The 24,322-nt window shown below is 59.6% G+C and carries 30 protein-coding genes; 11 read left to right on the top strand and 19 right to left on the bottom strand.

What is annotated here, in order from left to right; translation table 11 throughout:
- The 3 genes from K290_RS0103940 to K290_RS0103930 all read right to left on the bottom strand — a co-directional run bounded on the left by K290_RS0103940 (position 1) and on the right by K290_RS0103930 (position 2,084).
- Positions 1-1,053: a zinc-binding metallopeptidase family protein gene (locus K290_RS0103940; protein ID WP_028750668.1), complete on the bottom strand. Its 1,053-nt coding sequence runs from the start codon at positions 1,051-1,053 to the stop codon at positions 1-3.
- Between the two features lie 139 nt (positions 1,054-1,192).
- On the bottom strand, positions 1,193-1,384 hold the full coding sequence (locus K290_RS0103935; RefSeq protein WP_028750667.1) for a CsbD family protein: 192 nt from the start codon (positions 1,382-1,384) through the stop codon (positions 1,193-1,195).
- A 94-nt stretch (positions 1,385-1,478) separates the two neighbouring features.
- A complete protein-coding gene (locus tag K290_RS0103930) occupies positions 1,479-2,084 on the bottom strand; it encodes a YqgE/AlgH family protein (RefSeq protein ID WP_028750666.1) in 606 nt (201 codons plus the stop codon).
- Between the two features lie 140 nt (positions 2,085-2,224).
- On the opposite strand from K290_RS0103930, the gene K290_RS0103925 reads away from it, so the two are divergent.
- Together K290_RS0103925 and K290_RS0103920 are read left to right on the top strand one after the other, a co-directional pair.
- Positions 2,225-3,052: a protein-disulfide reductase DsbD domain-containing protein gene (locus K290_RS0103925; protein WP_425337581.1), complete on the top strand. Its 828-nt coding sequence runs from the start codon at positions 2,225-2,227 to the stop codon at positions 3,050-3,052.
- 82 nt (positions 3,053-3,134) lie between these two features.
- Positions 3,135-3,620, top strand: coding sequence for a peroxiredoxin (locus tag K290_RS0103920; RefSeq protein ID WP_028750664.1), 486 nt, complete (start codon positions 3,135-3,137; stop codon positions 3,618-3,620).
- A gap of 361 nt (positions 3,621-3,981) precedes the next feature.
- Here K290_RS0103920 and K290_RS0103910 read toward each other — a convergent pair whose 3' ends face one another.
- Positions 3,982-4,227: a type II toxin-antitoxin system ParD family antitoxin gene (locus K290_RS0103910; RefSeq protein ID WP_028750663.1), complete on the bottom strand. Its 246-nt coding sequence runs from the start codon at positions 4,225-4,227 to the stop codon at positions 3,982-3,984.
- 196 nt (positions 4,228-4,423) lie between these two features.
- On the opposite strand from K290_RS0103910, the gene K290_RS38715 reads away from it, so the two are divergent.
- The 6 genes from K290_RS38715 (at position 4,424) to K290_RS0103880 (ending at position 8,446) form a co-directional block, all read left to right on the top strand.
- Positions 4,424-4,552: a hypothetical protein gene (locus K290_RS38715; RefSeq protein ID WP_280748786.1), complete on the top strand. Its 129-nt coding sequence runs from the start codon at positions 4,424-4,426 to the stop codon at positions 4,550-4,552.
- Positions 4,549-5,331, top strand: a complete 783-nt coding sequence (locus K290_RS0103900; protein WP_028750662.1) for a metal ABC transporter ATP-binding protein — start codon at positions 4,549-4,551, stop codon at positions 5,329-5,331. The genes K290_RS38715 and K290_RS0103900 overlap by 4 nt, the downstream gene beginning before the upstream one ends.
- A complete protein-coding gene (locus K290_RS0103895; protein WP_028750661.1) occupies positions 5,328-6,200 on the top strand; it encodes a metal ABC transporter permease in 873 nt (290 codons plus the stop codon). The genes K290_RS0103900 and K290_RS0103895 overlap by 4 nt, the downstream gene beginning before the upstream one ends.
- 19 nt (positions 6,201-6,219) lie before the next feature.
- Positions 6,220-7,122 (top strand): metal ABC transporter substrate-binding protein, encoded by a 903-nt coding sequence (locus K290_RS0103890; protein ID WP_028750660.1) that lies wholly within the window; start codon positions 6,220-6,222, stop codon positions 7,120-7,122.
- A gap of 146 nt (positions 7,123-7,268) precedes the next feature.
- Positions 7,269-7,763 (top strand): MarR family winged helix-turn-helix transcriptional regulator, encoded by a 495-nt coding sequence (locus tag K290_RS0103885; protein WP_028750659.1) that lies wholly within the window; start codon positions 7,269-7,271, stop codon positions 7,761-7,763.
- Positions 7,760-8,446 (top strand): GNAT family N-acetyltransferase, encoded by a 687-nt coding sequence (locus K290_RS0103880; RefSeq protein WP_028750658.1) that lies wholly within the window; start codon positions 7,760-7,762, stop codon positions 8,444-8,446. The genes K290_RS0103885 and K290_RS0103880 overlap by 4 nt, the downstream gene beginning before the upstream one ends.
- Before the next feature lie 31 nt (positions 8,447-8,477).
- On the opposite strand, the gene K290_RS0103875 is transcribed toward K290_RS0103880, so the two are convergent.
- The 7 genes from K290_RS0103875 to K290_RS0103845 all read right to left on the bottom strand — a co-directional run bounded on the left by K290_RS0103875 (position 8,478) and on the right by K290_RS0103845 (position 13,822).
- Positions 8,478-8,786 (bottom strand): Dabb family protein, encoded by a 309-nt coding sequence (locus K290_RS0103875; protein WP_028750657.1) that lies wholly within the window; start codon positions 8,784-8,786, stop codon positions 8,478-8,480.
- Between the two features lie 158 nt (positions 8,787-8,944).
- Positions 8,945-9,751 (bottom strand): class I SAM-dependent methyltransferase, encoded by an 807-nt coding sequence (locus tag K290_RS33790; protein WP_172831043.1) that lies wholly within the window; start codon positions 9,749-9,751, stop codon positions 8,945-8,947.
- 106 nt (positions 9,752-9,857) lie between these two features.
- Positions 9,858-10,298: a ribonuclease HI gene (rnhA, locus tag K290_RS0103865; protein ID WP_028750656.1), complete on the bottom strand. Its 441-nt coding sequence runs from the start codon at positions 10,296-10,298 to the stop codon at positions 9,858-9,860.
- Positions 10,295-11,260, bottom strand: a complete 966-nt coding sequence (locus K290_RS0103860) for a homoserine kinase (protein WP_028750655.1) — start codon at positions 11,258-11,260, stop codon at positions 10,295-10,297. The genes rnhA and K290_RS0103860 overlap by 4 nt, the downstream gene beginning before the upstream one ends.
- Before the next feature lie 205 nt (positions 11,261-11,465).
- The gene (ispH, locus tag K290_RS0103855; RefSeq protein WP_028750654.1) at positions 11,466-12,473 is read right to left on the bottom strand and encodes a 4-hydroxy-3-methylbut-2-enyl diphosphate reductase; all 1,008 of its coding nucleotides are present in this window, start codon (positions 12,471-12,473) and stop codon (positions 11,466-11,468) included.
- Between the two features lie 148 nt (positions 12,474-12,621).
- Positions 12,622-13,377 carry an SURF1 family protein gene (locus tag K290_RS0103850; protein ID WP_037134884.1) on the bottom strand — a complete coding sequence of 252 codons (756 nt, stop codon included), beginning with the start codon at positions 13,375-13,377 and terminating at the stop codon, positions 12,622-12,624.
- A 7-nt stretch (positions 13,378-13,384) separates the two neighbouring features.
- Positions 13,385-13,822, bottom strand: a complete 438-nt coding sequence (locus tag K290_RS0103845; RefSeq protein WP_051263943.1) for a DUF983 domain-containing protein — start codon at positions 13,820-13,822, stop codon at positions 13,385-13,387.
- Positions 13,823-14,029: 207 nt separating this feature from the next.
- On the opposite strand from K290_RS0103845, the gene K290_RS0103835 reads away from it, so the two are divergent.
- On the top strand, positions 14,030-14,680 hold the full coding sequence (locus tag K290_RS0103835; RefSeq protein ID WP_028750652.1) for a chloramphenicol phosphotransferase CPT family protein: 651 nt from the start codon (positions 14,030-14,032) through the stop codon (positions 14,678-14,680).
- A 68-nt stretch (positions 14,681-14,748) separates the two neighbouring features.
- Here K290_RS0103835 and K290_RS0103830 read toward each other — a convergent pair whose 3' ends face one another.
- From K290_RS0103830 to coxB, 6 genes are all read right to left on the bottom strand, one after another.
- Complete coding sequence (locus K290_RS0103830; protein WP_028750651.1) at positions 14,749-15,627, bottom strand: cytochrome c oxidase subunit 3; 879 nt, start codon at positions 15,625-15,627, stop codon at positions 14,749-14,751.
- 61 nt (positions 15,628-15,688) lie between these two features.
- Positions 15,689-16,300, bottom strand: coding sequence for a cytochrome c oxidase assembly protein (locus tag K290_RS0103825; RefSeq protein ID WP_028750650.1), 612 nt, complete (start codon positions 16,298-16,300; stop codon positions 15,689-15,691).
- 9 nt (positions 16,301-16,309) lie between these two features.
- Entirely contained in the window at positions 16,310-16,450 is a 141-nt protein-coding gene (locus tag K290_RS37825) for a hypothetical protein (protein WP_034488087.1), read from the bottom strand.
- Entirely contained in the window at positions 16,447-17,406 is a 960-nt protein-coding gene (locus K290_RS0103815; RefSeq protein WP_028750648.1) for a heme o synthase, read from the bottom strand. Before K290_RS0103815 ends, K290_RS37825 begins: the two co-directional genes overlap by 4 nt.
- Before the next feature lie 58 nt (positions 17,407-17,464).
- Positions 17,465-19,159 carry a cytochrome c oxidase subunit I gene (gene ctaD / locus K290_RS0103810; protein WP_028750647.1) on the bottom strand — a complete coding sequence of 565 codons (1,695 nt, stop codon included), beginning with the start codon at positions 19,157-19,159 and terminating at the stop codon, positions 17,465-17,467.
- Positions 19,160-19,173: 14 nt separating this feature from the next.
- Positions 19,174-20,064 (bottom strand): cytochrome c oxidase subunit II, encoded by an 891-nt coding sequence (gene coxB / locus K290_RS0103805; RefSeq protein ID WP_028750646.1) that lies wholly within the window; start codon positions 20,062-20,064, stop codon positions 19,174-19,176.
- Between the two features lie 338 nt (positions 20,065-20,402).
- On the opposite strand from coxB, the gene K290_RS0103800 reads away from it, so the two are divergent.
- Both K290_RS0103800 and tldD read left to right on the top strand, forming a co-directional pair.
- A complete protein-coding gene (locus tag K290_RS0103800; protein WP_028750645.1) occupies positions 20,403-21,035 on the top strand; it encodes an invasion associated locus B family protein in 633 nt (210 codons plus the stop codon).
- 64 nt (positions 21,036-21,099) lie between these two features.
- Positions 21,100-22,515 (top strand): metalloprotease TldD, encoded by a 1,416-nt coding sequence (gene tldD, locus K290_RS0103795; RefSeq protein ID WP_028750644.1) that lies wholly within the window; start codon positions 21,100-21,102, stop codon positions 22,513-22,515.
- 24 nt (positions 22,516-22,539) lie between these two features.
- Here the strand turns inward: tldD and K290_RS0103790 are convergent, their stop codons facing one another.
- Together K290_RS0103790 and K290_RS0103785 are read right to left on the bottom strand one after the other, a co-directional pair.
- A complete protein-coding gene (locus K290_RS0103790) occupies positions 22,540-22,845 on the bottom strand; it encodes a nucleoside triphosphate pyrophosphohydrolase family protein (RefSeq protein ID WP_028750643.1) in 306 nt (101 codons plus the stop codon).
- Between the two features lie 110 nt (positions 22,846-22,955).
- Positions 22,956-24,239, bottom strand: coding sequence for a D-alanyl-D-alanine carboxypeptidase (locus K290_RS0103785; protein WP_028750642.1), 1,284 nt, complete (start codon positions 24,237-24,239; stop codon positions 22,956-22,958).
- Between the last annotated feature and the right edge of the window lie 83 nt (positions 24,240-24,322).

The following is a 24,322-nucleotide window of genomic DNA, read 5'->3' as shown; positions in this document are numbered from 1 at the left end:
TTACACCCCGCCAATCACCTGCCGAATATAGTCCAGCTTAGCGACGACCGGCGGCGACAGGATGAAGGGATAGGAATCCCGCTCACCCATGCTGCGCTGGATGGAATTGATTGCGACGCTCAGCGGAATCCAGGCGCTGACGAGTTGTTCGGCGCTCTCAGCCTTGTAGGGATTGAAATCCACCTCCGCCGCCATTTCGTGATAGCCACGAGGATCGACCGCAAGCCCGAAGGAGCGAGCGGTCTCCAGCGTATCGACGATGTGAAGGTAATGCGCGAAACATTCGGCGAAATCTTCCCAAGGGTGGGCGCTGGCATAGGCGCTGATGAAATTCTCCTGCCAGTTCGGCGGCGGGCCATGGTCGTAGTGCCGCTGCAGGGCCGCCTCATAATCCGCCCGCTCGTCGCCGAAGACGGCGCGAAAGGCATCGAACTCATCGCGGTCGCGGATCAACTTGTTCCAGATGAAATGCCCGGTCTCATGACGGAAATGGCCGAGCAGCGTGCGGTAGGGCTCGTTCATTGACGCGCGTGCCTGTTCGCGCGTCACATCGTCGGCCTCGGCGGCACGGATGGTAATGAGGCCCTCCTCATGGCCAGTGGTAGCCGGCACGACGGTGCCGTCCTGCACCTCATCCTCGAGGAAATCGAAGACCAGACCGCTTTCCGGATCCTGCTTGCAATCGGGATGCGGCAGATGCCAGCGCAACATTGAATAGAACAAATGCCGCTGCGCCTGGCCGATGCGCCGCCAACGGTCTATGCCCTGCTGTGTATCCGTATTCGGCACTAAGCGGTTATGGCGACAGGCAAGGCAAAAGGGTTCGGGATCTCCCGCTTCGACCATCCAGTTGCAGATATCGAGGGTGGCGTTGGAACAGAAGCGGACGATACCGGTCGGCTCGGCAACAAGGCGCCAATTCGATCCATCGGCCTCCAGCGCATACATCGCGAGACGCTCGGGAACAAAACCGAGCCGATAACCGCAGCGCACGCACTGCCGGTTATCGAAATGGACCGGTTGGCCGCAATGGTCGCAGGCGTAAAGCCTCATGGAAAGCGCTCCGAAACTTGGCCGCTGGCAAGTATGAAAAGAGCCTGTCGCGAATTCGTGACAGGCTCTTTCACTGCGCCGCGCATGCGACAGCACACGAAAGGACGCAGCACTTAGTTTGGCGCTGCGAGTTGCCGGATCACATCCGGTCTACTGCGCCCTTGGCTTTATCCTTGGCCTTGCCAACGGCAACTTGGGCCTTACCTTTAGCCTTCTGGGCCGTGCCTTCGGCTTGCATGCTCTTGCTCTTGGTGGCCTTGCCAGCCACCTGCTTGGCCTTGCCAGCCATCTCGTTGGCTTTGCCGGATACCTTGTCACTCATGCTGCCCATAGCGAACGCCTCCTCATTCGGCACCAGCGGAGTTGCCGGTGCGGTGACAAGGAAACGTCACTATCAATATTTCGTTCCACAAGGACGTGGACGGTTAGGCATGTCCGGCGTGCGGCGACAGCATGGCGGCATTGATACCCATCAAGGCCAATGCACGTTCATACTTATCGTCAAGGCTGCGATCGAAGATCAGCTCCTCGTTGGCCGCGCAGTTGAGCCAGCCATTATTGCTGATTTCCGCCTCCAACTGACCCGCGCCCCAGCCGGCATAGCCGAGCAGCATGGTGGCGCGCTTCGGCCCGCCGCCCTTGGAAATAGCGCGCACGATATCCAATGTCGCGGTCAGGCTGATATCGTCGCTCACCGGAATACTGCTGTCGCTGATATAGTCGTCGGAATGGAGGACGAAGCCGCGGCCGCTTTCGACCGGCCCGCCGGTCTGGATCGGGAAATCACGGGCGACCGGCGGCAGAAGAATAGCATCGTCATCTTTGATCATTTCGAGATGCAGCAGCACATCCGTAAAGGTCAGGTTCTGCGCGCGGTTGATGACGAAGCCCATGGCGCCGGCGGCGGAATGAGCACAGATATAGATCACTGTGCGATTGAAATTCCTGTCTTCCATACCTGGCATGGCAATCAGGAACTGGCCGTCGAGAAAACCTCTTTCGCTTCTATTCTTCAGCGTCGATAGGGACATCGTACCTCCTGACTGCAGTCTGTAACTGCGCCCCTCGGAAAGAAGATGGGGCAATGTCATAAATCAATCAACTGAAAATGATCATTTCTTTTTCGCGCCGTTCTGGCACAGGCGTGCGCCATCCGGTAAATCCTTGTTCCATGATCGCAAAACTCTCTTTTATCCCGCTGTTGACAATGCTGACCGCCGCGACACTGGCTGGTAACACCGCCCATGCCGCCATGAGCGACTGGGCAAACAATGAGGGCGGCCGCATGCGGCTGGTGGCGCTGGCGCCGGATGCGCAGGGCCATATCCGCGCCGGGCTGCAGATCGAGCCTGCACCCGGCTGGATCACCTATTGGCGCGAGCCGGGCGAAAGCGGAATTCCGCCGCAGGTCAGTCCGGCGCCCGATAGCGGCGTTACACTGGAAAAGACCAGCTATCCCACGCCGAAGCCGATCACCGTCGGCACCATCCAGGAAATCGGCTATGACGCGCCGGTGACATTGCCGCTCGATTTCCGGGTCGGCGGCAATCCGCCGGCGACACTCCACCTCACCGCCTTCATCGGGCTCTGCAAGGACATCTGCATTCCCTTCCAGACCGAATTTTCGCTGCCGCTAGCGCCTGCCGCCCAATCGACGGCGCATGAACAGGCCCTCCTCGACGCCGCCAACGCCTCGCTGCCACAGGCGCCTTCTGCAGATTTTGCCATCGAAGATCACCGGCTCTTGGCCGATGCAAAGACCCTGTCGCTGCGCCTGACGCTGCCGGAAGCAGCAGGAAGCGCCCCGTCGATCTACGTGACCGGCCCGGCCGGCTATGTCTTTTTCAAACAAGCCAACGGCATACGCGCTGGCAAGACCTTTTCGACGGACATCGCGATCGGCAAGCTTCCGAAGAATTACGATATCAAGGGCAAAAGCTGGGGCGTCCTGGTCATCGATGGCGAACGCGCCATGGAAACCACGCTTGCGTTCGAATAGCGCCGACCTATAGTTCCGACCAACCATTTTCATCCAAAGGGCGGCGATTCAGCCGCCTTGATCGCGACCCAAGGAGAGTGCCATGACCATCGCTATCGGCGACAAACTACCTGCCGCCACCTTCAAGGAAAAGACTGCAGACGGCCCGGTGGAACTCACCACCGACCAGCTTTTCGCCGGCAAGCGCGTCGTGCTTTTCGCCGTTCCCGGCGCCTTTACGCCGACCTGCTCGCTGAACCATCTGCCGGGCTATCTGGAAAACCGTGATACCATCCTTGCCAAGGGGGTCGACGACATCGCTGTCGTCGCCGTCAACGACTGGCATGTCATGGGCGCCTGGGCGCAATCCTCCGGCGGCATGGGCAAGATCCACTTCCTCGCCGACTGGAACGCCTCGTTCGCCAAAGCCCTAGGCCTCGACATCGACCTTTCCGCCGGCGGCCTCGGCATCCGCTCGAAGCGCTATTCGATGCTGGTGGAAGACGGCGTGGTGAAGACGCTCAACATCGAGGAAAGCCCCGGCCAAGCGACGGTTTCGGGCGCGGCAGCGATGATTGAGCAACTTTAGGCTTTGAGGATGAAAGGACAAAGGGTATTCGAAGGCCGGCGCCCTTTGTCCTACTAGCTGTCCTTGTCAAAATGGCTTTCAAGGTCTCGATGGCCTTCGAGGATGTTCGCAACTTCAAAAACATCATCGATATAGCGGAAGAAGATCACCTAGCCCTGAAATGCAAAACTGCGAGCATCGGTCAATAATTCGGGCCTTGCACGACCCATCTGACCTGGCAGTGTCGCCAAGTGACGACATTTACCACGAAGTCTGCCGACAAAATTTCGGGCGCTTTCCGCGCTTCCCCCTTCTTGTCTGATATATCGATATATTATCGAAATCGGCTCTGGCACTCGCTAGATAACGAATGCGCGGCACATCAATAACCTTCTTTCTTCAGCTCGGCCTCCACCGCATCTAGCGATGCATCGAACTCTTCTTCCGATACATCGCCACCACCAGCGATCGATGCCTCCAAAGTGCGTCGCAAAGCTGCGATTTTCGCCTCACGCTCCTCTACAAGCCGGAGACCTTCCCGCACAACTTCGCTTGCGGAGCTGTACCGCCCTTCTTCAACCGTTTTTTCAACGAATTTTTCCCAGCGCTCACCAATTGAGACGTTCATGGGCGTATCCTTTTGTGCAGCTTTCAGATGAGCCGTGTAACATATAATGTACAATCTATAGCATTGGCAGCGATAACGCCAATCGTCATCGTGATTTTTCCTGGCGATCAAAGATACAAGCGTCTTATTCCGCCACTTTTTCGCCGCATTTCCTCCGCAACAAATCGTTATGTTATTACATTATGTGAGTTGCCTCATGCCTTTCAGTAATGATCCCTTTGCCTCCTCCTTAATTGGCCGCTCCGCATTGACACGCCTCGCCCTCCTTGCGATCGGCATCGCAATTCTGTGGGCTGCGATCGGCTGGGCGGTGGCGCTGGCATGAGTGCTCCGATCCATCTCGACAATCTCACCGTCGCCTATGAGCGGCATCCCGCCGTGCATCACATTTCCGGCACCTTCCAGGCTGGCAGCCTGACGGCGATCGCCGGGCCGAATGGGGCGGGCAAGTCGACGCTGCTGAAGGCGATCATCGGCGAATTGAGGCCGGCGGAAGGATCTGTCGATCGCGGCGGGCTGACGCGCAACGATTTCGGCTATCTGCCGCAGGCGGCTGACATCGTCAGACGTTTTCCGATCTCGGTGGCCGATACTGTCATGCTCGGCGCCTGGAAGAATTTCGGTGCCTTTGGCCGTTTCTCACGCGCGGATGCGGAGCGCGCCAAGGATGCCCTCGCGGCTGTGGGTCTCACTGGCTTCGAGCGCCGGCACATCGGCTCGCTTTCGGCCGGGCAGTTCCAGCGCGTGCTCTTCGCGCGGCTGCTGCTGCAGGACGCCCGCATCATTCTCCTCGACGAGCCCTTTACAGCCATCGACCAGCGCACGACGCGCGACCTGCTCGACCTTGTCCTGCGGTGGCATGACGAAGGGCGCACGGTGATTGCCGTGCTGCATGATTTCGATCAGGTGCGCGCGCATTTTCCGCAGACGCTGCTGATCGCCCGCGAACTCGTCGGTTGGGGCCGGACAGAGGACGTCATGAGCCCCGACAATCTCATCACGGCGCGGGCCATGGCCGAGCGTTGGGACGAGGATGCGGAAGACTGCCTGCCGGAGCGAGAGCATGCCCAGCGGGAATTGGCGAAGCGGGAGCCGGCCGAATGACGGCTTATGATATCTTCCTCGCGCCCTTTGCCGATTACGGGTTCATGCGGCGCGCGCTCGTCGCCTGCCTTTGCCTCGGGCTTGGCTCCGGACCAATCGGCGTCTTTCTGATGCTGAGGCGCATGAGCCTGATGGGCGATGCCATGAGCCATGCCGTGCTGCCGGGGGCGGCCATCGGCTATCTGATCGCCGGCTCGCTGTCGCTGACGGCCATGGGGCTTGGCGGGCTTGTAGCCGGCCTGTCGGTGGCGCTGCTCTCCGGGCTCGTCAGCCGCATGACGGTGCTGCAGGAGGATGCGAGTTTCGCCAGCTTCTATCTGACGTCATTGGCGCTCGGCGTGCTCATCGTATCGCTGCGCGGCTCCAATATCGATCTCCTGCATGTGCTATTCGGCACCATCCTCGCGATCGACGCCCCTGCCCTCTACCAGATCGGCGCGATCACCACGGTGACGCTCCTGGCGCTCGCCGTCATCTACCGGCCATTGGTGATGGAGTGCTTCGATCCCGGTTTTCTGCGCGCCGTGGGCGGTCGCGGGCCGGTCTATCATTTTCTCTTCCTGCTGCTGGTGGTGCTCAATCTCGTCGCCAGCTTTCAAGCGCTCGGGACGCTGATGGCGGTCGGGCTGATGATGCTGCCAGCGGCCATCGCGCAGCTCTGGTCGCGCAGCCTGCCTGCGATGATGGCGATCGCGGCGGCAACCGCGACCGCGTCTGGCTATGTCGGGCTCATCGCCTCCTATCACCTCGAATTTGCTTCCGGCCCGACCATCATCATCACGGCGAGCCTGATCTATGGCGTTTCCATTCTCTTCGCGCCTTCAGGCTTGGCTCGACGGTTTATTCCTCGTCCCCATCTCAGGGGCTAACTTGATCAAGGAGATTTTTATGATCAGACGCAGACTGCTTCTCTCCGCGGCGCTGCCGGGCTTCATCGCTTTCGGCATTGCGGCGCCTGCTTCGGCCGAAACCTTGGATGTCGTCGCCTCCTTCACCGTGCTCGCCGATGTCGTCAAGCAGGTTGGCGGCGAGCATGTGAAGGTGTCGAGCCTTGTCGGCCCGAACGGCGATCCCCATGAATTCGAGCCTTCGCCGGCGGACGCCAAAAAACTCAATGCCGCCAAGGTCACCTTCGTCAGCGGCGAAGGTCTGGAAGGCTGGATGGATCGGCTGATCAGCGCTTCCGGCTATAAGGGCACACCGGTCGTCGTCTCCGAAGGCATCAACACCCGCACGATGGTCGACGACGGCAAGACCATCACCGATCCGCATGTCTGGAACAGCCCGGTCAACGTGAAGATCTGGGTTGCCAACATCGAAAAGGCGCTTTCCGCCGCCGATCCGGTCGACGCCGCCGATTTCAAGGCCAATGCCGAGCGTTACACCAAGACCCTGAGCGACCTCGATGCCTATGCGCATAGCAAGTTCGACAAGATCGCCGACGATCGCCGCAAGATCCTGACCAGCCATGATGCCTTCGGCTATTTCGGCCGCGAATACAACGTCACCTTCCTGTCGCCTCTCGGCGTTTCGACCGAAACCGAGGCTTCCGCCGCGGGTGTCGGCAGGCTGATCGAGCAGATCAGGACCGAGCATGTGAAGACCTATTTCTTCGAAAACTCGAACGATCCGCGCCTTGTCAAGCAGGTCGCCAAGGCCACGGGCGCACAGCCCGGCGGCGAGCTCTATGTCGAGGCCCTCTCCAAGGCGGACGGTCCGGCTGCGACATATGAAAAAATGTTCCGTTATAACGTTGACCAACTTGCTGCCGCAATGGCGAAGTCGAGCTAAGAAATCCCGGCAAACAGGGTGGTGGGCATGCGCCTGCGACCTCTTTCAATCGAAGATCAAGAGTCGAAGCCACGGGAGTAAAAACGGATGGACAACACTTCCATAACAATTTATATAACGGGTTATGTAAATGAGACTATAAGCGCATGGTTGAAGATGTCGTGAAATCCCTGGGTTTTCTCTGTCTCGGCAGCCGCTTCCGCCGCATCGGCGAACGCCTTCAGGCCGATACCCAGCAGGTTATGGATGAGCTTGGCGTTTCCCTCCAATCCGCTCAATATCCCTTCCTCGCGGCGATCGACCGCGCCGGCCCGCTGACTATCGGCGAGCTGGCCCAGGCTGTCGGCATCACCCAGCCGGGTGCCACACGCACGATCTCACAGCTCTTGGAACTGGGTTATGTCGATATGCGGGCTTCGCCGAAGGATCAGCGGCGAAGGCTGGTCTCGCTGACGCTGGAAGGACAGAAGCTCGTCGATTATTCGAAACGATCGGTCTGGCCGCGCATCGAACAGGCGGTGAGCGAACTTTGCGGCGAGATGTCCAGGCCAATCCTCGAACAGCTCGCTGCAATCGAGGACGGGCTTGCCGAAGCGCCGCTTGCCCGCCGAGGCAAGCTCGACAAGGAGCAGACACCATGAGCCATATTCTCGACCGTCCGGCCTGGAACGCCCTTCGAACCTCTCATGCGGCGTTGGCCGAAGGCAGCGAGCGCGCATGGCGCTATCCGCCTTCCATCGTGCCCTTCGCAGCCTCCGCCGACGATACCGTGGAAAGCCTCGAGGCTCTGGCGAGCCTGCCGGCCGCCGACGAGGTCATGGCGCTTGTCGAAGCCAATCCCATGCCGATCCCTAAAGGATTGTCGATCGTCACCGAAGGCAGACTGGTGCAGATGATCGCCGAACGACCCTATGAGCGCATCTCTGACGGCCGGATCGAGCCGTTGACGGAAGCCGATGCAGCGGAGATGCTCGCCCTGGCCACGCTGACCAAACCCGGTCCCTTCACGCTGCGCGCCCAAAGCCTCGGCACCTTTTGGGGCGTGAAGATCGACGGCCGCCTCGTCGCGATGGCCGGCCAGCGTATGCGTCAGCCCGGTTTTACCGAACTCAGCGGCCTCTGCACCCATCCCGACTTTCAGGGGCGCGGCCTCGGCACCCTGCTCTTCCGCTTCGTTGCCGGCGAGATTTCCGCGCGGGACGAAATCGCTTACTTGCATGCCTATGCCACGAACACACCAGCCGTCTCGCTTTACAAGGCGATGGGTTTCCACTTGCGCTCGGAAATGAATCTCCGCGTCGTTACGCGCGGGCGACCAGTATGACAAGGCCTGCGGGCCTATGTCTGCGCCCCCTTTAAAGATTGAGATCAAAAACCAGCAGGCCGGCAAGGCCACCATCGGTCGAGGAGACGATACGCTCTCCGACGGCAACGTGTTCGGGATGCACGAGATAGGCGTCGCGCGCTTCAGGGCTCTCGAACGTCACCACAAAGCCATCGACAAAGCCGCCATGCAGCCCCTCCGGCGAGACATTCGGCCCGTATTTGATATCGAGAATGCCGGGGATGACCTGCTGCAAGGCGGTGATGGATTCGAAAAGCGCTTTCTTCTCGTCCTGTGTCATGGCGGATTTCAGCCGCATGAAAACGCAATGCAGGATCATATTCATCTCCCTAGCTGTTTTGGCGCAGCATAGAGGGAAAGGGCTGAGGGGCAAGATGCGGGTTGCGATGTTTGGGCTTTTTGGTGAGCGCCTATCATGACGGCTTTTGGGCCTAAGCGACCTTTACGAGATAGCGGGCTGGGGAATTCCTCGGCCGACTAGGCCACCGCTGACACGATCCATACCGAGGCGACCAACGCTACGCTCGGCCCATTGCCAAGGCTAATGAGTCCTTCTCGCAGCTTAGGTTCGGCCGCCAACTTTACGGCGGGGTTTTCGCGGGCGATCTTTCCCAGCGGGCCAACGCTTAGAAGGACGCGCGTCATTGCCTCTACGTCACCGCTTGTCACCGCTTCGTCGTAGGCTGCGATCTCAATATCCCTGAATCCGGCAGAAGCAAGGACGTTGCCCACGTACTCAGCGTCAGAAAAACTGAACGGCGTTTCATCCGATGGCGATCGAAATCCCGCTGCAAGTAATGGAAACCTATCCAATTCGTTATCGCAGAAAGCGCGCCAACAGCAGAATGCGATCCTTCCATCAGGTTTCAGTAAGCGATGAAAATTCGAGAACGCAACGATCGGGTCATCAAATGCCATTACGCCGAAACGAGAGAAAATCGCATCCGCACTGTGGGAGGGAAGCTCCAAAGCTTGGGCATCAGCGTTGATAAGCTGAACACACTTGAGATGGCTCGTGCGTTGATTGGCGACAGTCAGAAGCTGTTCCGAAATATCAACGCCGTAGATCAATCCTTTCTCACCGACCCGGTCCGCTAACTGTAAGATCGTCTGCCCTGTCCCGCAGCCGACATCGATGACGGTATTGGCACGAGCTAGATGCAACTCATTCATGGCTCTTAAACCGAGCGGAGAGAGCTGCCGATCGATAAGTTCGTATTCGCCAGCCCAGGCCTTGGCGTGCAATCGCCGTGGACTCAAACCCTCGATGCTTGCCTCTGTCATGGACTGTTCCACCAAGTAATTCCGTTCGCGCGGAACTATAGACAAATCGATACGACGACTGCAATCAGCGCAAAGCAACTGTCCAATCGCTGGCCCACCGCCACCCCTACTTCCTCTTAAACGGCTCCATGCCCTTGCGCGCCAGCTCATCGGCGCGCTCGTTCTCCGGGTGTCCGGCATGGCCCTTGACCCAATGCAGCGTCACCTTGTGACGGTTATAGGCTTCATCAAGTGCTTGCCAGAGTTCGGCGTTTTTCACCGGCTTTTTGTCGGCGGTTTTCCAGCCGTTTTTCTTCCAGCCGAAAATCCACTTCGAGATGCCGTCTTTGACATAGACGCTGTCGGTATAGAGATCGACTTCGCATGGCGTCTTCAGCGCGCCGAGCGCCGAGATCGCCGCCATCAGTTCCATGCGGTTGTTGGTCGTTTCCTGTTCGCCGCCGAAAAGTTCCTTTTCGACATCGCCATAGCGCAGCACCGCCCCCCAGCCGCCGGGACCGGGATTGCCGGAGCAAGCGCCGTCGGTAAAGATATCGACGTGTTTCATGCCTTCAGCCCGTATTCGGCGCTTGAGGCGATCTGGCGATGGAAGCGCAGCTTGCGCAGATATTCGAGCGGGTCTTTCTTGGTGACCAAGGCGCCGGCCGGCGTCGTCAGCCAATCGTAGAGACGGGTCAGGAAGAAGCGCAGCGCCGAGCCCCGCGACAGCGTCGGCAGGGCGGCGATTTCCGCATCGTTCAGCGGCCGCACGCTCTGATAGCCTTCCAGGAGCGCCATGCCCTTGGTGATATTGTAGGCGCCGTCCTTCTCGAAGCACCAGGCGTTGAGGCAGATCGAAACGTCGTAGGCGAGCAGATCGTTGCAGGCGAAATAGAAGTCGATCAGGCCGGAAAGCTCGTCACCGAGGAAAAAGACGTTATCGGGAAACAGATCCGCATGGATGACGCCATCCGGCAGGTCCTTCGGCCAATGGCGCTTAAGGAAATCGAGTTCGCCCCGGATCTCGTCCTGCAAGCCGGGTTCGACCTCGTCGGCACGCGCTTCGGATTTTTCCCAAAGCCCTTGCCAGCCTTCAACCGACAGCGCATTCGGCCGCTTGATGGCGAAGCCTTCGCCGGCGACATGCATCGCGGCCAGCGCCTTGCCGACTTCGCGGCAATGTTTTGCCTCAGGCTTGCGCAGCCACATTCCTTCGAGAAAAGAGATCAGTGCGGCCGGGCGGCCCGAGAGATGGCCGAGCAACGCGCCGTCTTTGCGCGGCAGGGGCAGCGGGCAGGAAAGGCCGCGGCTTGCCAGATGCTGCATCAGGCCGAGGAAAAACGGCAGGTCGCCCTTCTCGACACGCTTCTCATAAAGCGTCAGGATCAGCGGCTCGCGCGACGTATGCAGCAGGAAGTTGGAGTTTTCGACGCCCTCGGCAATGCCCTTGTAGGAGAGCAATGTGCCGACATCATATTCCGTCAGGAACCACTTCAGATCGTCTTCAGTAATATCGGTATAAACGGCCACGAATTATTCCCTATCTAATACACGCCGACCACCGCAACCACCCGCCCTCGTGGTTCGAGACGGCCCTCCTGCGACAAGCTCAGCAGGGCCTCCTCACCATGAGGACTGATCATTGGCGTCTAGCGGCGAAACTCTCTCCAGCTCATCCTGAGATGCCCTAGCGATGCAGCGCAAGCGGCAAGGCTTCGAAGGACGAGGTGGCCCTTCAATCTCCATTGACGAAAGCCATGTCCGCCACTGTCAGTTCGATATTGCGCAGCTCGCGATTGACGAGGAAATTCTCGGTTTCCTTGACCGTTTCGGCAAGCTCCACCACCGCATTGTAGCGGGCGCGGAAGGCCTCGATGATCTCGTTGACGATGACCTCCGGCGCCGATGCGCCGGCGGAGAGACCGACGGTTTTGATATCGCCGATCTCGTCCCAATCGATTTCCGAGGCGCGCTGGACAAGCACGGATTTCTTGGCACCAGCTCGCAGCGCCACTTCGACGAGACGCTTGGAATTGGACGAATTCGGTGCGCCGACAACGATGAAAAGATCGCAGCCCGGAGCGGCTTCCTTCACCACTTCCTGGCGGTTGGTCGTGGCGTAACAAATCGAGTCGGCGGCCGGAGCAGTGAGATTCGGGAAACGCTGCTGCAGTCGCGCGATGACGCCGGCGGTATCGTCGACCGAGAGCGTCGTCTGCGTGACGAAACCGAGATTGTCCGGGTCGGCAGGTTCATAGGCGTCGACATCCTCCACCGTCTCGATCAAGGACACGGAACCCTCCGGAAGCTGACCCATGGTGCCGATCACTTCCGGATGGCCGGCATGGCCGATGAGGATGACGTGGCGGCCGAGGCGGTTATGCCGCATGGCCTGCTTGTGCACCTTGGACACCAGCGGGCAGGTGGCATCGAGATAGAAAAGATTGCGCGCATCGGCATCCGCCGGGACGGATTTCGGAACGCCATGGGCGGAAAAGACGACGGGCTGGGCGCGGTGTTCCGCCGGGATCTCGTTGAGTTCCTCGACGAAGACGGCGCCCTTGGCCTCCAGGCCTTCGACGACATAGCGATTATGCACGATCTCATGGCGGACATAGACCGGCGCACCGTAGGCCTTCAACGCCAGCACGACGATCTGGATGGCACGATCGACGCCGGCGCAGAAGCCGCGCGGGCCGCAGAGCCGGATGGTCAGGTCAGGTTTGGAAACCGCTATGTTCATGTCTCTTCCGAAATCCGGGACGATGGCAAGGCTACAGATAGGTTCGCCCTGCCGCTTACTCAATTTAGTGCGCATGATCTTATCCAAAAACCGCCGCGCACGTTTGGGATCATGCTCTAGCCGAATATTCCATCGAAATGAAGCTGTTCTATTGCGGGAAACTATTGCCGGGGGCCGGATGACGTTTGCGCCACCAGGAGATGGCGACGATGGCAACCAGCGCCACTGCCAGGCCATACCAGGTCACGGCATATTGCAGATGGTTATTCGGCAGATCGACGATGGTGACGCCGCCGATCGGCAAGCCCGCCGGATTGGGTGTCTTGTCGGCATCGACGAAGAAGGGCAGCACCTTGTCCCGCGGAAGCCCATCGCTATCAGCCATGGCATCCAGGTCTTTCCAATAGAATATATTCTTCGCCAGATCATTGTTTGGCATGCCGGAGGGCTGGCTGGCGAGCTTGGCGCGGGCAAGACCCGTAACGGTCTGCTCGTCCGTCAACTGCCCCTGCATGCGCATTTCCGGCTCTTTGGCGTCATAGGGCACGAAGCCTCGGTTGACGAAGAGATAGCGGCCATCTGCAAGCTGCAGCGGCGTATAAATATCGAAGCCGGAAGCGCCGGCGAAGGTCGCGAAGAAATGCCGTTCCTTGTTGTTGAGGTAGCGACCTGTCGCGGTCACGACGCGATATTCGATATCGCCGCCGGATGCGGCCATCGTCTCGATCGTCGACAGCGGCACGGGGGCAGCGGCCTGGCGCACGGCAATATCTGCCAGCAAGCCCTCCTTCCAATGCAGCCGTTCGACCTGCCAGGTGCCGAGAACCAGCAGGATGACGAGCGCCGCGAGCAGGATCAGCGCCTTGCCAATCTGCCAGAAAGGATTGGCGCGGCGAACGGGCATGGCGGTCTCAGTCACGGTGAATGCGCCCTTCACTGGCATTGTTGCGGTATTGCAGCGCGATCAGGATGCCCTTGCACCAGCGGAGCGACAGAAGCGACAGGATGATGGTCAAAGGACCGAACAGCAGGATATGCACCCAGATCGGCGGCGCATAATTGACTTGCAGCCACAGCACCGAGCCAATGACGATGAAGCCGACGATGAGGATAACGAAGACCGCCGGCCCATCGCCGGCATCGGCAAAGGCGTAATCGAGACCACAGGCCGCGCAACGCGGCTGGAGAGACAACAGACCGTTGAAGAGCTTGCCGTGACCGCAACGCGGACAGCATCCCTGAATGCCGACCTTGAACGGATCGACGGGTGGAAAAAGGGCGCTGTCGCTGTCTGCCCCTTGATTTTGGCCTATTCCGTGACCTGAAGCTCTGTCCTGTTCTGGGCTCAACGTTTGATCTCGATCGATTGCCATTCACGACGAGCGTACAGATCTCGTCCTATCATCATCAGTAGCCGCGACGCAGCCATCCGTCCAATCCAAATGCATGATGACCGCCGCGCCGCAGGCAAACAAGGACCTTCCCCAGCAGCATGATGTCGCGGCCGCCTTCTCCAGTTCGTTTGAAAAGCGTCATCCCGGCCATAGAAAGAGAGTATGGACAACAATCAAGCCACCAACGCCGGTAAGATCGTCATTCTGAACGGCGCGCCGCGATCGGGCAAATCGAGCATCGTCGAGGCCATTCAGGCAAGTTTCGACGGCCCATGGATGAATCTGGGTGTCGACGCCTATGTGCGGCATATCACGCCCCAGCGTTATCGGCCGGGGATCGGTCTGCGGCCGGGTGGCGAGCGGCCTGATCTGGAGCCGCTGGTTTCGACATTCTATTCGGCGCTGTATGCCTCGATTGCAGCCCACAGCCGTCTTGGGCTCAATGTCGTTGCGGAATTCGGCCATCATGACGCCTATTCAAAGCCGCTTGGCATTTTGGCGGATTGCGCCCGACGACTTGCCGGCCTGCCCGTTCTTTTCGTCGGAGTGCGCTGCCCGATCGAGACCATCATGCAGCGGCGTTTGGCGGAAGGCGCCGAAAGGCGCAATGACTATGTCGGCGTTTCCGCCGCTGCCCCGATTCCCGCGCCGATATCAGCCTGGCAGGCGCAGGTACATCAGCCCGGCATTTATGATCTCGAGGTCGATACCTCGGTCAAAACTGCGCAAGCCTGCGCCGACGAGATAAGACAGCTCATAGTTCGGGGCGTTTCGCATCCGACGGCATTCGAGCGGCTTGCGGCGGGCATTTGAGAGGCCCCTCTCGCAATCAAAAAAGGCGGGCGCCGAAGCACCCGCCTTTGATATTTCTACGTCCGTGCTTAGCCGGCCGCGACCGGCGCGCCCCAGCTTCCCCAGATATAGATGCAGAAGAACAGGAACAGCCAGACGACGTCGACGAAGTGCCAATACCAGGCGGCCGCTTCGAAGCCGAAATGCTGCCTCGGCGTGAAGTCGCCGCCAATTGAGCGGATGAGGCAGACAAGCAGGAAGATCGTTCCGATCAGCACGTGGAAACCATGGAAACCGGTCGCCATGAAGAAGGTCGCGCCATAGATCGAGTTTTTAAACTCGAAGGGCGCATGCGCATATTCATAGGCCTGCACGCAGGAGAACAGCGCGCCGAGCAGTACCGTCAGGACCAAGCCCTGGATCAGGCCTTTGCGGTCATTGTGCAGCAGCGCGTGGTGCGCCCAGGTGACCGTCGTGCCCGAGAGCAGCAGGATGATGGTGTTGTAGATCGGCAAATGCCAGGGATTGAGGACTTCGATGCCCTTGGGCGGGAACTGGCCGCCGAGGAAGGCCGTTCGGGAAGCCTGTATCGCTTCATTCGGGAAGAGGCTGACGTCGAAATAGGCCCAGAACCAGGCAACGAAGAACATCACCTCGGAGGCGATGAACATGATCATGCCGTAGCGCAGGTGCAACGAGACGACGCGGGTATGCGCGCCCTCATGCGCTTCCTTCACAGTATCCGACCACCAGCCGTACATGACGTAGAGGATCACGGCCAGGCCGATGAAGAACAACCAGGGCTGTGCGAAATTGATCCCGAACAGATGCACCGCGCCGCCGTTCAGGTAGCGCATGAAGCAGACGCCGCCAAAGGTGATGACAAAGGCTCCGAAGGCCGCTGTGATCGGCCACGGGCTGGGGTCGATGATGTGGTAATCGTGTTTCTTCGTATGCGCCTCTGCCATGTCAGCAATCCCCGAATGACTTTTCCCATATCGCCTCCGGCTGAGCCGAAAGCACTCTCCATCAAAGTTTCTTTTCCACCACCTTCGCCGCGTCCTCGTTGGAAGCCACGGGCTTCGCGCCGTCGCGCGGATAGAAGGTGTAGGATAGTGTCAGCGCCGTGATCGTCTTGGTTTCTTCCGCCTTGGTGATCTCAGGATCGACGTAGAAAACCACCGGCATCTCACGCTTTTCCCCCGGCGCCAGATCGGTCTCGTTGAAGCAGAAGCATTGCACCTTGTTGAAATAGGCGCCCGCTTCCACCGGCGAGACATTGAAAATAGCCTGCCCGCGTGTCGGCTGATCGGACTTGTTCTCGACCAGGAACTTGATCTCGACCGTTTCACCGATCTTCGGGTCGACTTCCTTCTGCATCGGCTTGAAATCCCAGGGCACGCCCGGAGCAACATTGGCGTCGAAGGAGACCTTGATCGACTTGTCGAGAATGACGCTGGAGGCCTGATCAACGCGCTGCGTCGTGCCGTTAAAGCCGGTCACCTCACAGAAGATGCGATAGAGCGGCACGGCGGCGGCGCACATCGCGCCCATGCCGACCACGAAGCTCAAGCACATGGCAACGACCAGGCCGTTGTTGCGGCCGGCACGTCTTGCCTTCTTTGTTGTCCCCTCCTCCATCACGCCTCCTCAAACGTGTCCGGTGCCGACCTTGATGATGGTGATCGCGTAGAACAGGATCACCAGGCCGGCGAGCACCAGACCGAGCGCGATGTTGCGCCCTCGCCGCGATTTCTTTTGCGCTTCCGTGAGCTTGACGAGTTCGATCACAGCCAGCCTCCCGCACCGCCCGACATCAGCACCGCAACGAGCCGGTCGATCAGCAATGCCGAAAAGATTGCAAAAAGATAGAAGATCGAGAAGCCGAAGAGTTTCTTCGCCGGGATCATCTTGATATCGCCATCCGGCATGCGCCGGACGGCGATGGAACAGTATATGAAGACCGCACCAAGCACGGCGGCGACAACACCATAGCCGAAGCTTGCAAAGCCCACGAATGCCGGTAGGACGCCGATAATGGCCGTCAACACGGCATAGGCGACGATCTGGTTCTTGGTGGTCGGCACGCCGGCGACATTCGGGAGCATCGGTACGCCGACGGCTTCGTAGTCGCGCATCTTGAACAGCGCCAGCGCCCAGAAATGCGCCGGCGTCCAGAGGAAGATGATCAGGAAGAGCACGACGCTCTCGATCGTCACGCTACCAGTCACACAGGCCCAGCCGATGACCGGCGGGAAAGCGCCGGCAGCGCCGCCGATGACGATGTTCTGTGGCGTCGAACGCTTCAGCCACATCGTGTAGATGACAGCATAGAAGAAAATGGTGAAGGCGAGGATCGCGGCCGAAAGCCAGTTGACGGCCAGACCGAGGATCGTCACCGAGAAGCCGGAGAGAACCAAGCCAAAGGCAAGCGCCTCGGAAGCCGTAACGCGGCCGGCGGGAATTGGACGGCGTGCCGTGCGGCTCATGACCGCGTCGATATCGGCGTCGTACCACATATTCAGCGCACCGGACGCGCCGGCGCCGACAGCAATACAGAGAATGGCGATCACGCCAAGAACCGGGTTGATGTGGCCCGGCGCCAGCACAAGGCCGGCAAAGGCGGTGAAGACGACCAGCGACATGACCCGCGGTTTCAAAAGCTCGAAATAATCGCGCGCACTCGCTTCCGACAGGCCGGTTTCGCCTTTCTTCGCGAGCACTTCGTGATTGTCGATGACCGTCATTCTTTCATTCCAATGTCCGTTAAGTCGGACGCCGTTTATCACGGCGTCCGAAAATAAGCTACTTGATGCGCGGCAGCTCTTCCCACTGATGGTATGGCGGCGGCGAAGGAAGCTGCCATTCCAGGGTAGTCGCCCCCTCGCCCCAGGGATTGTTACCGGCAACGCGCTTCTTCACGAAAGCATCGATGACGCCCCAGAAGAAGAAGCAGAGGCCAACGGCAGCAACGTAGGAGCCGATCGAGGAGACGAAATTCCAGCCGGCAAAAGCGTCCGGATAATCGATGTACCGGCGCGGCATGCCGGCACGACCGAGGAAGTGCTGCGGGAAGAACACCATGTTGACGCCGACGAAGGTGATCCAGAAATGCCAGTTGCCGATCTTTTCACTGTACATATAGCCGGTCATCTTCGGGAACCAATAGTACCAGGCAGCGAAGATGGCGAAGACGGCGCCGAGCGACAGCACGTAGTGGAAGTGCGCAACGACGTAGTAAGTGTCCTGCCATACGCGGTCGAGACCGGCATTGGCGAGTTGCACGCCGGTAACGCCGCCCACCGTGAACAGGAAGATGAAGCCGATCGCCCAGATCATCGGCGTGCGGAACTCGATAGAGCCGCCCCACATCGTCGCAATCCAGGAGAAGACCTTCACGCCGGTCGGGACGGCGATAACCATCGTCGCGAAGACGAAGTAGCGCTGCGTGTCGAGCGACAGGCCGACCGTGTACATGTGGTGGGCCCAGACGACGAAACCGACGGCGCCGATCGCGACCATGGCGTAGGCCATGCCGAGATAGCCGAAGATCGGCTTGCGGGAGAAGGTCGAGATGATGTGGCTGATCATGCCGAAGCCGGGCAGGATCAGGATGTAGACTTCGGGGTGACCGAAGAACCAGAAGAGGTGCTGGTAAAGGATCGGGTCACCGCCGCCTTCCGGCGCGAAGAAGGTCGTGCCGAAGTTGCGGTCGGTCAGCACCATGGTGATGGCACCGGCGAGAACCGGCAGCGACAGGAGCAGCAGGAAGGCCGTGATCAGCACCGACCAGGCAAACAGCGGCATCTTGTGCAGCGTCATGCCCGGGGCGCGCATGTTGAGGATGGTGGTGATGAAGTTGATTGCACCGAGGATCGACGAAGCGCCGGCGATATGCAGCGCGAAGATCACCAGATCGACCGCCGGTCCGGGATGGCCGACGAGGCCCGATAGCGGCGGATACATCGTCCAGCCGCCACCCGCGCCATAGGCGCCGGCCGGGCCTTCGACGAACATCGACAGGATCAGCAGCAGGAAGGCAGGAACGATCAGCCAGAAGGAAATGTTGTTCAGGCGCGGGAAAGCCATGTCCGGCGCGCCGATCATGATCGGGACCATCCAGTTGGCGAAGCCGCCGATCATCGCCGGCATGACCATGAAGAAGATCATGATCAGCGCATGGGCGGTGACGAAGACGTTGTACATCTGCTTGCCGCCATCGATGGAGGCGTCGCCCGAATAGCCATAGACCATGGAGGCCAGACCACTGAAGATCTGGATACCCGGCTCCTGCAATTCCATGCGGATTGCCACGGACAGCAGGAAACCGATGATGCCGGCAAAGATCGCGAAGATCAGATAGAGGGTGCCGATGTCCTTGTGGTTCGTCGAGAAGAGCCAACGGTCCGCGAAACTGGGCTTGTGAGCGTGATGGTCGTCATGCGCGTGAGCGTCATGAAGAGCGTGCGAATGATCGTCGTGTGCCGTAGATCCAGCCATTATCCCTATCCCTCTTACTCAGCCGTGTTTTCAGCGACGTTGACGGTAGCCGGCTGATCGACGGCGGCCATCAGGGCCTTGTTTGCCTTGCTCAGGTCGCCGGCAGCGGTGGTCAGCCACTGCTGATATTGATCCTGAGAGACGATGCGGATGGCGATCGGCATGAATGCATGATCCTTGCCGCAGAGCTCGGAACACTGGCCGTAATACAGGCCCTCATTGTCGGCCTTGAACCAGGTTTCGTTCAAACGACCGGGAACGGCGTCGATCTTGACACCGAAGGACGGCATCGCGAAGGAATGGATGACATCGGTCGGCGCGGCGGTAACAAGGACACGGACGACCTTGCCGACGGGCAGCACCAGCTCGTTGTCGACGGCGAGAAGCCGCGGATATTTCGACCTGTCTTCCTTGCCGGCGGCGGCGCGGTCCTGATCCTTCAGCAGGAAGGAATCGAAGGCCAGTGGCGTGTTGCCGCTGTTTTCATATTCATAGTTCCACTGCCACTGCGTCGCTGTCGCCTTGACGGTAACGTCAGGATTTTGCGGGAACGTGAGCTGTGCGGTCAGAAGATCGAAGGAAGGAACGGCCAGGAACAGAAGAACGAGAACCGGCCCCACGGTCCAGATCACCTCGATCAGCGTATTGTGGCTCGTCCTGGAGGGTACCGGGTTCCTCGATGCCCGGAACTTGATCATGACGACGATCAAAAGGACGAGCACCAGCAGCGTGACGGGAACGATAAACCAAAGCGTGTATGCTTCGAACCAGCGTATTTGATGCATGTTGCCGGTGGCTGCCTCTTGCAGGCCGGTTTCCCATGGTTTTGGCTGATCGGCATAGCTGCCGGTCGCAAAAAGCAGACAGGCGATAGCCGCCAGAGCTGCGTAAGCCCTCTTAATCACGATGTCTCTCCCTCCAGCGTCTGATCCCAGATCAATCTCAAACGCAGTATCCCTACAGTCCATTGCGCTTCAAACCACAGTTTGGAGCACTCCGCAACAACTCACAACAGTTGTCCGTGCGGCATTTTTGCGCGAAGTATATTCCCCCGGGCCGCCGAAACATGGCAAGCATTTCATCATCATACGAAAAATTGCGTGCTGGTCCATCGCATTGCCGGGGCAAAATGGGATACAGGTCGTATTTCCGCCGCAGTCGGTTGGAATTCAGCACGCGGGGCCTTTCATTTGCCGGCGTGGGCTTCAACAATAGCGGCACTGATTCGAATCTAGAGGTTTCTATGGGTTTTCGTTCCCTCGCCCGGCTTTGGTTTGTCAGCGCCAGCATCGCTGCCGCAGCCGCAGCGCCCGTTCTGGCGCAGCAGGCACAGCAGACACAGCCGGCGCCGCAGGCTCAGCAACTGCAAACCCAGCCAGCGCAGCAGCCGGGCCAACAGCCGCCGGCGCATACGCAACAGCTGCCGACCAATCAGGTTCCACAACCGCCGGGTACGGTGCGCTCGAGCCATGGCGCGTGGTCCGTCGTCTGCGACAAACCGGCTGGCGCATCGACCGAACAATGCGCACTGATGCAGAACGTCATCGCCGAAGACCGGCCGGAAGTGGGTCTTTCAGTGGTTGTGCTGAAGACTGCCGATCGTAAGTCGAAGATCCTTCGCGTGCTGGCGCCGCTCGGCGTGCTGCTGCCGAACGGGCTCGGACTCAATGTCGACGGCAAGGATATCGGCCGGGCCTATTTCGTGCGCTGCTTCTCTGACGGCTGCTATGCCGAAGTGGTGCTTGAGGATGAGTTGCTGAAAACGCTGCGCAGCGGCGCCACCGCCACGTTCATCGTCTTCCAGTCGCCGGAAGAAGGCATTGGCATTCCCGTCGATCTCAAGGGCTTTGCCGAAGGCTACGACGCGCTTCCGTAAAACGACAGGGCTTGCTCTCTCGTCATCCGAAACCTACATCGGCTCTGAACGGAGCACTTGATCCATGAATACCGATCTCCTTACCTTGTTCGATACAGACGAAGCCAAGCTGCGCGGCATCGTCGCCGAGGCGCTTGCCGGCGCCGACGACGGCGAGCTTTTCGTCGAGCATGTCCAAGCGGAATCGCTGACATTCGACAATGGGCGCATGAAGGGCGGCAGCTTCAACACCGAGCAGGGATTCGGCCTGCGCGCGGTTGCCTGCGAAGCGGTGGGCTATGCGCATGCGGGCGATCTTTCCGAAGCGGCGCTGAAGCGCGCCGCCGATGCGGTGCGCGCCGTCACCAGCGGCTATGCCGGTTCCTACGCAGCGGCACCTCAGCGCACCAATAAGGTACTTTATAGCGACGAGAACCCGATCGGGAGCCCTAGCTTCGAGGACAAGGCGAAGCTCTTGCAGGAGATCGACAGCTACCTGCGCGACAAGGATGGCAAGGTGCGTCAGGTGACGGCCTCCATTGCCGCGAGCTGGCAGGTGGTCGATATTCTGCGTGCCGACGGTCATCGCGTTCGCGACGTCAGGCCGATGACACGCATCAATATCTCGGTGATGGTTGGTGATGGCGACCGGCAGGAGTCTGGTTCGTTCGGCACCGGCGGTCGCGTCGGTTTTGGCGATTTCGTCACGGAAGAAAATTGGCGCCGCGGCGCTGACGAAGCTTTGCGCCAAGCTTTGGTCAATCTCGAGGCAATCGATGCGCCGGCCGGCACGATGGACGTCGTCCTCGGCTCCGGCTGGCCGGGCGTCATGCTGCACGAAGCTGTTGGCCACGGGCTGGAGGGCGATTTCAACCGCAAGAAGACCTCGGCCTTCGCCGGGCTTCTGGGCCAGATGGTCGCCGCTCCCGGCGTGACCGTCGTTGATGACGGTACGATCGAAAATCGCCGCGGTTCGATCACGGTCGACGACGAAGGCACGCCCTCGGCCTACAATGTGCTGATCGAAAACGGCAAGCTGGTCGGCTACATGCAGGACCGGCAGAATGCCCGCCTGATGGGCATGAAGGCAACCGGCAACGGCCGCCGCCAGGGTTATGCCCACACGCCGATGCCGCGCATGACCAACACCTATATGCTCGGCGGCGACAAGACGCCGGAAGAGATCATCGCCTCGGTGAAAAAGGGCATCTATGCCGTCTCCTTCGGTGGCGGCCAAGTCGACATCACCTCCGGTAAATTCGTCTTCGGCTGCACCGAAGCCTACCTGATCGAAAACGGCAAGATCGGCGCACCGATCAAGGGCGCCATGCTGATCGGCAACGGCCCGGACGCGATGAAGCGCGTCTCGATGATCGGCAACGACATGAAACTCGACACCGGCATCGGCAATTGCGGCAAAGGCGGCCAATGGGTCCCCGTCGGCGTTGGCCAGCCGCATCTGAGGATGGATCAGGTAACGGTCGGCGGGACGAAGGCGTAGCAGTTCCGACGACCGGCTTTATCCCTACGCTTGCGGCAGGAACCGCCATTTCCGCTCAACGGCGGCGGCCAGATCGAGGCCGTTGCGGTGGGCGAAGAGAAGGACATGGCCGAGCACGTCGGCTGTCTCGTCGGCCAGCGCCATCGCCAATTCCTCATCGCTCATGCCCTTGCGTCTTCCCCGGCCGGTCGTCTTGTTCCAGATTTGGGTAAGTTCGCCCATCTCTTCCAGCAATTTCAGCACAAACCAGTCTGCATCGCGCTCCAATCCATTGGCGGCGGCATAGGTCGCGGAAGCCTTTTCGAACTGCTGGATCAGATCGGACAACATAGATATCGTTCCCTGTATGTTCTTAACAGAAGTGACCGATTCTGTCGGAAATAGCAAGACGGCGGAGCTTGTGCCCCGCCGTCTCGATCGTTCCAAATCTTGACTTCAGCTCAGCCCTTGTTCGGCAGCAGCATGCAATTGAAATCTTTGCGCTTCAGCGCGGCGCAAGCGGAATTCGCGTCATCGCGGCTGCCGAAACCGACGAAGCGGGCGCGATAGACCGTGTTGCTGCCCTTGCCGACAGCTTCGGTATAGGGCGAAGCGTTGGCAAGAGCGCCGCCCGCCTTGGATTGAGCTTCGGACAGCAGGTCCTTGGCGGCCTGCGCTGTCGGAGTGGCCGCGATCTGCACCTGCCAACCGCCCGTCGCCGATTTGCCAGCATTTTGGATTTCATCCATCGCCATCGGGCGATCCATCGGCACGGTCACGTTTGTCGTGGCAGCATAGGCGAGCGGGGCTGGAGAGGGAGTGAACTCGGCACGTTTGCGCGTCGTCGCCGTGGTTTGCGCGTCGATATCGACAGCAACCTCATCCGTCGCCGAAGCGACTTCGACCTGCTTTGCGCCACCAACGCTTGCCACGAGGCGCGACGATCCCGCGGAGGTCGCTTTCGGCACATAACGATTGAGAAGCGAAGCCATAAAGGCATCGCGGCCGCGTGCGGTCGCTCCGCCCATCACAACGCCGATAACGCGGCGGTTGCCTTGGCGCACGGCGCTGACGATGTTGAAACCGGAGGCATTGGTATAGCCGGTCTTGATGCCGTCCATGCCTTCATAACGATACATCAGATTGTTGTGGCCACGAATGTTCCTGCCGCGATAGCTGAAGCTCGACTGCGAAAACAACCGATATTCCTGAGGGTAGTTGTTGATGAGCGCGACGGCGAGCGTCGACATGTCGCGCGCGGTCGTCACCTGCTCCATGCTCGGCAAGCCCGACGGATTGGTGAAGACGGTGCGGCGCATGCCGAGTTCGTGTGCCTTCTGGGTCATGATGCGCGCGAAACCGCTTTCGCTGCCACCGAGTGCTTCGCCCATAGCCGTTGCAGCATCGTTGGCGGACTTGATGATCATGCCGTTGACGGCATCCCGAACGGTGATGGTGCTGCCCGGCTTCAGGCCGAGTTTCGTCGGGCTCTTGCCGGCGGCGTTGCGCGAAACCGGAATCGCCGTGTTCCAACCCAGCTTACCGCGATGGATCGCTTCGAACGTCAGATACAGCGTCATCATCTTCGTCAGCGATGCCGGGTGGTTGAGATCATCGGCATTATCCGAAGCCAGGACCTTGCCGGATTTCGCATCCATAATGAAATAGGCGCTGCCCGCAAAGCTCGCCGCAGGTGCGCTCAACAGCAAGACGGCCGCAGAAAGGGCCATCAAAAGTTTTTTCATATTCGTCCCCAACTGAAACAAATGCCAATACACCGCATCAACCCATTGTACGAATTTGCGACAAAAGCCTGATTTCGGTGCGA

The organism is Rhizobium leucaenae USDA 9039, assembly GCF_000426285.1.
GTDB lineage: Bacteria > Pseudomonadota > Alphaproteobacteria > Rhizobiales > Rhizobiaceae > Rhizobium > Rhizobium leucaenae.
Note: the sequence above shows the minus strand (reverse complement) of the source record. Positions and strands in the feature narration are given on the sequence as shown.

Bases quoted from the DNA above. Each gene is read 5' to 3' on its own strand.
- K290_RS0103940 (WP_028750668.1), bottom strand. From the start codon at position 1,053: ATGAGGCTTTACGCCTGCGACCATTGCGGCCAACCGGTCCATTTCGAT.
- K290_RS0103935 (WP_028750667.1), bottom strand. From the start codon at position 1,384: ATGGGCAGCATGAGTGACAAGGTATCCGGCAAAGCCAACGAGATGGCT.
- K290_RS0103930 (WP_028750666.1), bottom strand. From the start codon at position 2,084: ATGTCCCTATCGACGCTGAAGAATAGAAGCGAAAGAGGTTTTCTCGAC.
- K290_RS0103925 (WP_425337581.1), top strand. From the start codon at position 2,225: ATGATCGCAAAACTCTCTTTTATCCCGCTGTTGACAATGCTGACCGCC.
- K290_RS0103920 (WP_028750664.1), top strand. From the start codon at position 3,135: ATGACCATCGCTATCGGCGACAAACTACCTGCCGCCACCTTCAAGGAA.
- K290_RS0103910 (WP_028750663.1), bottom strand. From the start codon at position 4,227: ATGAACGTCTCAATTGGTGAGCGCTGGGAAAAATTCGTTGAAAAAACG.
- K290_RS38715 (WP_280748786.1), top strand. From the start codon at position 4,424: ATGCCTTTCAGTAATGATCCCTTTGCCTCCTCCTTAATTGGCCGCTCC.
- K290_RS0103900 (WP_028750662.1), top strand. From the start codon at position 4,549: ATGAGTGCTCCGATCCATCTCGACAATCTCACCGTCGCCTATGAGCGG.
- K290_RS0103895 (WP_028750661.1), top strand. From the start codon at position 5,328: ATGACGGCTTATGATATCTTCCTCGCGCCCTTTGCCGATTACGGGTTC.
- K290_RS0103890 (WP_028750660.1), top strand. From the start codon at position 6,220: ATGATCAGACGCAGACTGCTTCTCTCCGCGGCGCTGCCGGGCTTCATC.
- K290_RS0103885 (WP_028750659.1), top strand. From the start codon at position 7,269: ATGGTTGAAGATGTCGTGAAATCCCTGGGTTTTCTCTGTCTCGGCAGC.
- K290_RS0103880 (WP_028750658.1), top strand. From the start codon at position 7,760: ATGAGCCATATTCTCGACCGTCCGGCCTGGAACGCCCTTCGAACCTCT.
- K290_RS0103875 (WP_028750657.1), bottom strand. From the start codon at position 8,786: ATGATCCTGCATTGCGTTTTCATGCGGCTGAAATCCGCCATGACACAG.
- K290_RS33790 (WP_172831043.1), bottom strand. From the start codon at position 9,751: ATGACAGAGGCAAGCATCGAGGGTTTGAGTCCACGGCGATTGCACGCC.
- rnhA (WP_028750656.1), bottom strand. From the start codon at position 10,298: ATGAAACACGTCGATATCTTTACCGACGGCGCTTGCTCCGGCAATCCC.
- ispH (WP_028750654.1), bottom strand. From the start codon at position 12,473: ATGAACATAGCGGTTTCCAAACCTGACCTGACCATCCGGCTCTGCGGC.
- K290_RS0103850 (WP_037134884.1), bottom strand. From the start codon at position 13,377: ATGCCCGTTCGCCGCGCCAATCCTTTCTGGCAGATTGGCAAGGCGCTG.
- K290_RS0103835 (WP_028750652.1), top strand. From the start codon at position 14,030: ATGGACAACAATCAAGCCACCAACGCCGGTAAGATCGTCATTCTGAAC.
- K290_RS0103830 (WP_028750651.1), bottom strand. From the start codon at position 15,627: ATGGCAGAGGCGCATACGAAGAAACACGATTACCACATCATCGACCCC.
- K290_RS0103825 (WP_028750650.1), bottom strand. From the start codon at position 16,300: ATGGAGGAGGGGACAACAAAGAAGGCAAGACGTGCCGGCCGCAACAAC.
- K290_RS0103815 (WP_028750648.1), bottom strand. From the start codon at position 17,406: ATGACGGTCATCGACAATCACGAAGTGCTCGCGAAGAAAGGCGAAACC.
- ctaD (WP_028750647.1), bottom strand. From the start codon at position 19,159: ATGGCTGGATCTACGGCACACGACGATCATTCGCACGCTCTTCATGAC.
- K290_RS0103800 (WP_028750645.1), top strand. From the start codon at position 20,403: ATGGGTTTTCGTTCCCTCGCCCGGCTTTGGTTTGTCAGCGCCAGCATC.
- tldD (WP_028750644.1), top strand. From the start codon at position 21,100: ATGAATACCGATCTCCTTACCTTGTTCGATACAGACGAAGCCAAGCTG.
- K290_RS0103790 (WP_028750643.1), bottom strand. From the start codon at position 22,845: ATGTTGTCCGATCTGATCCAGCAGTTCGAAAAGGCTTCCGCGACCTAT.
- K290_RS0103785 (WP_028750642.1), bottom strand. From the start codon at position 24,239: ATGAAAAAACTTTTGATGGCCCTTTCTGCGGCCGTCTTGCTGTTGAGC.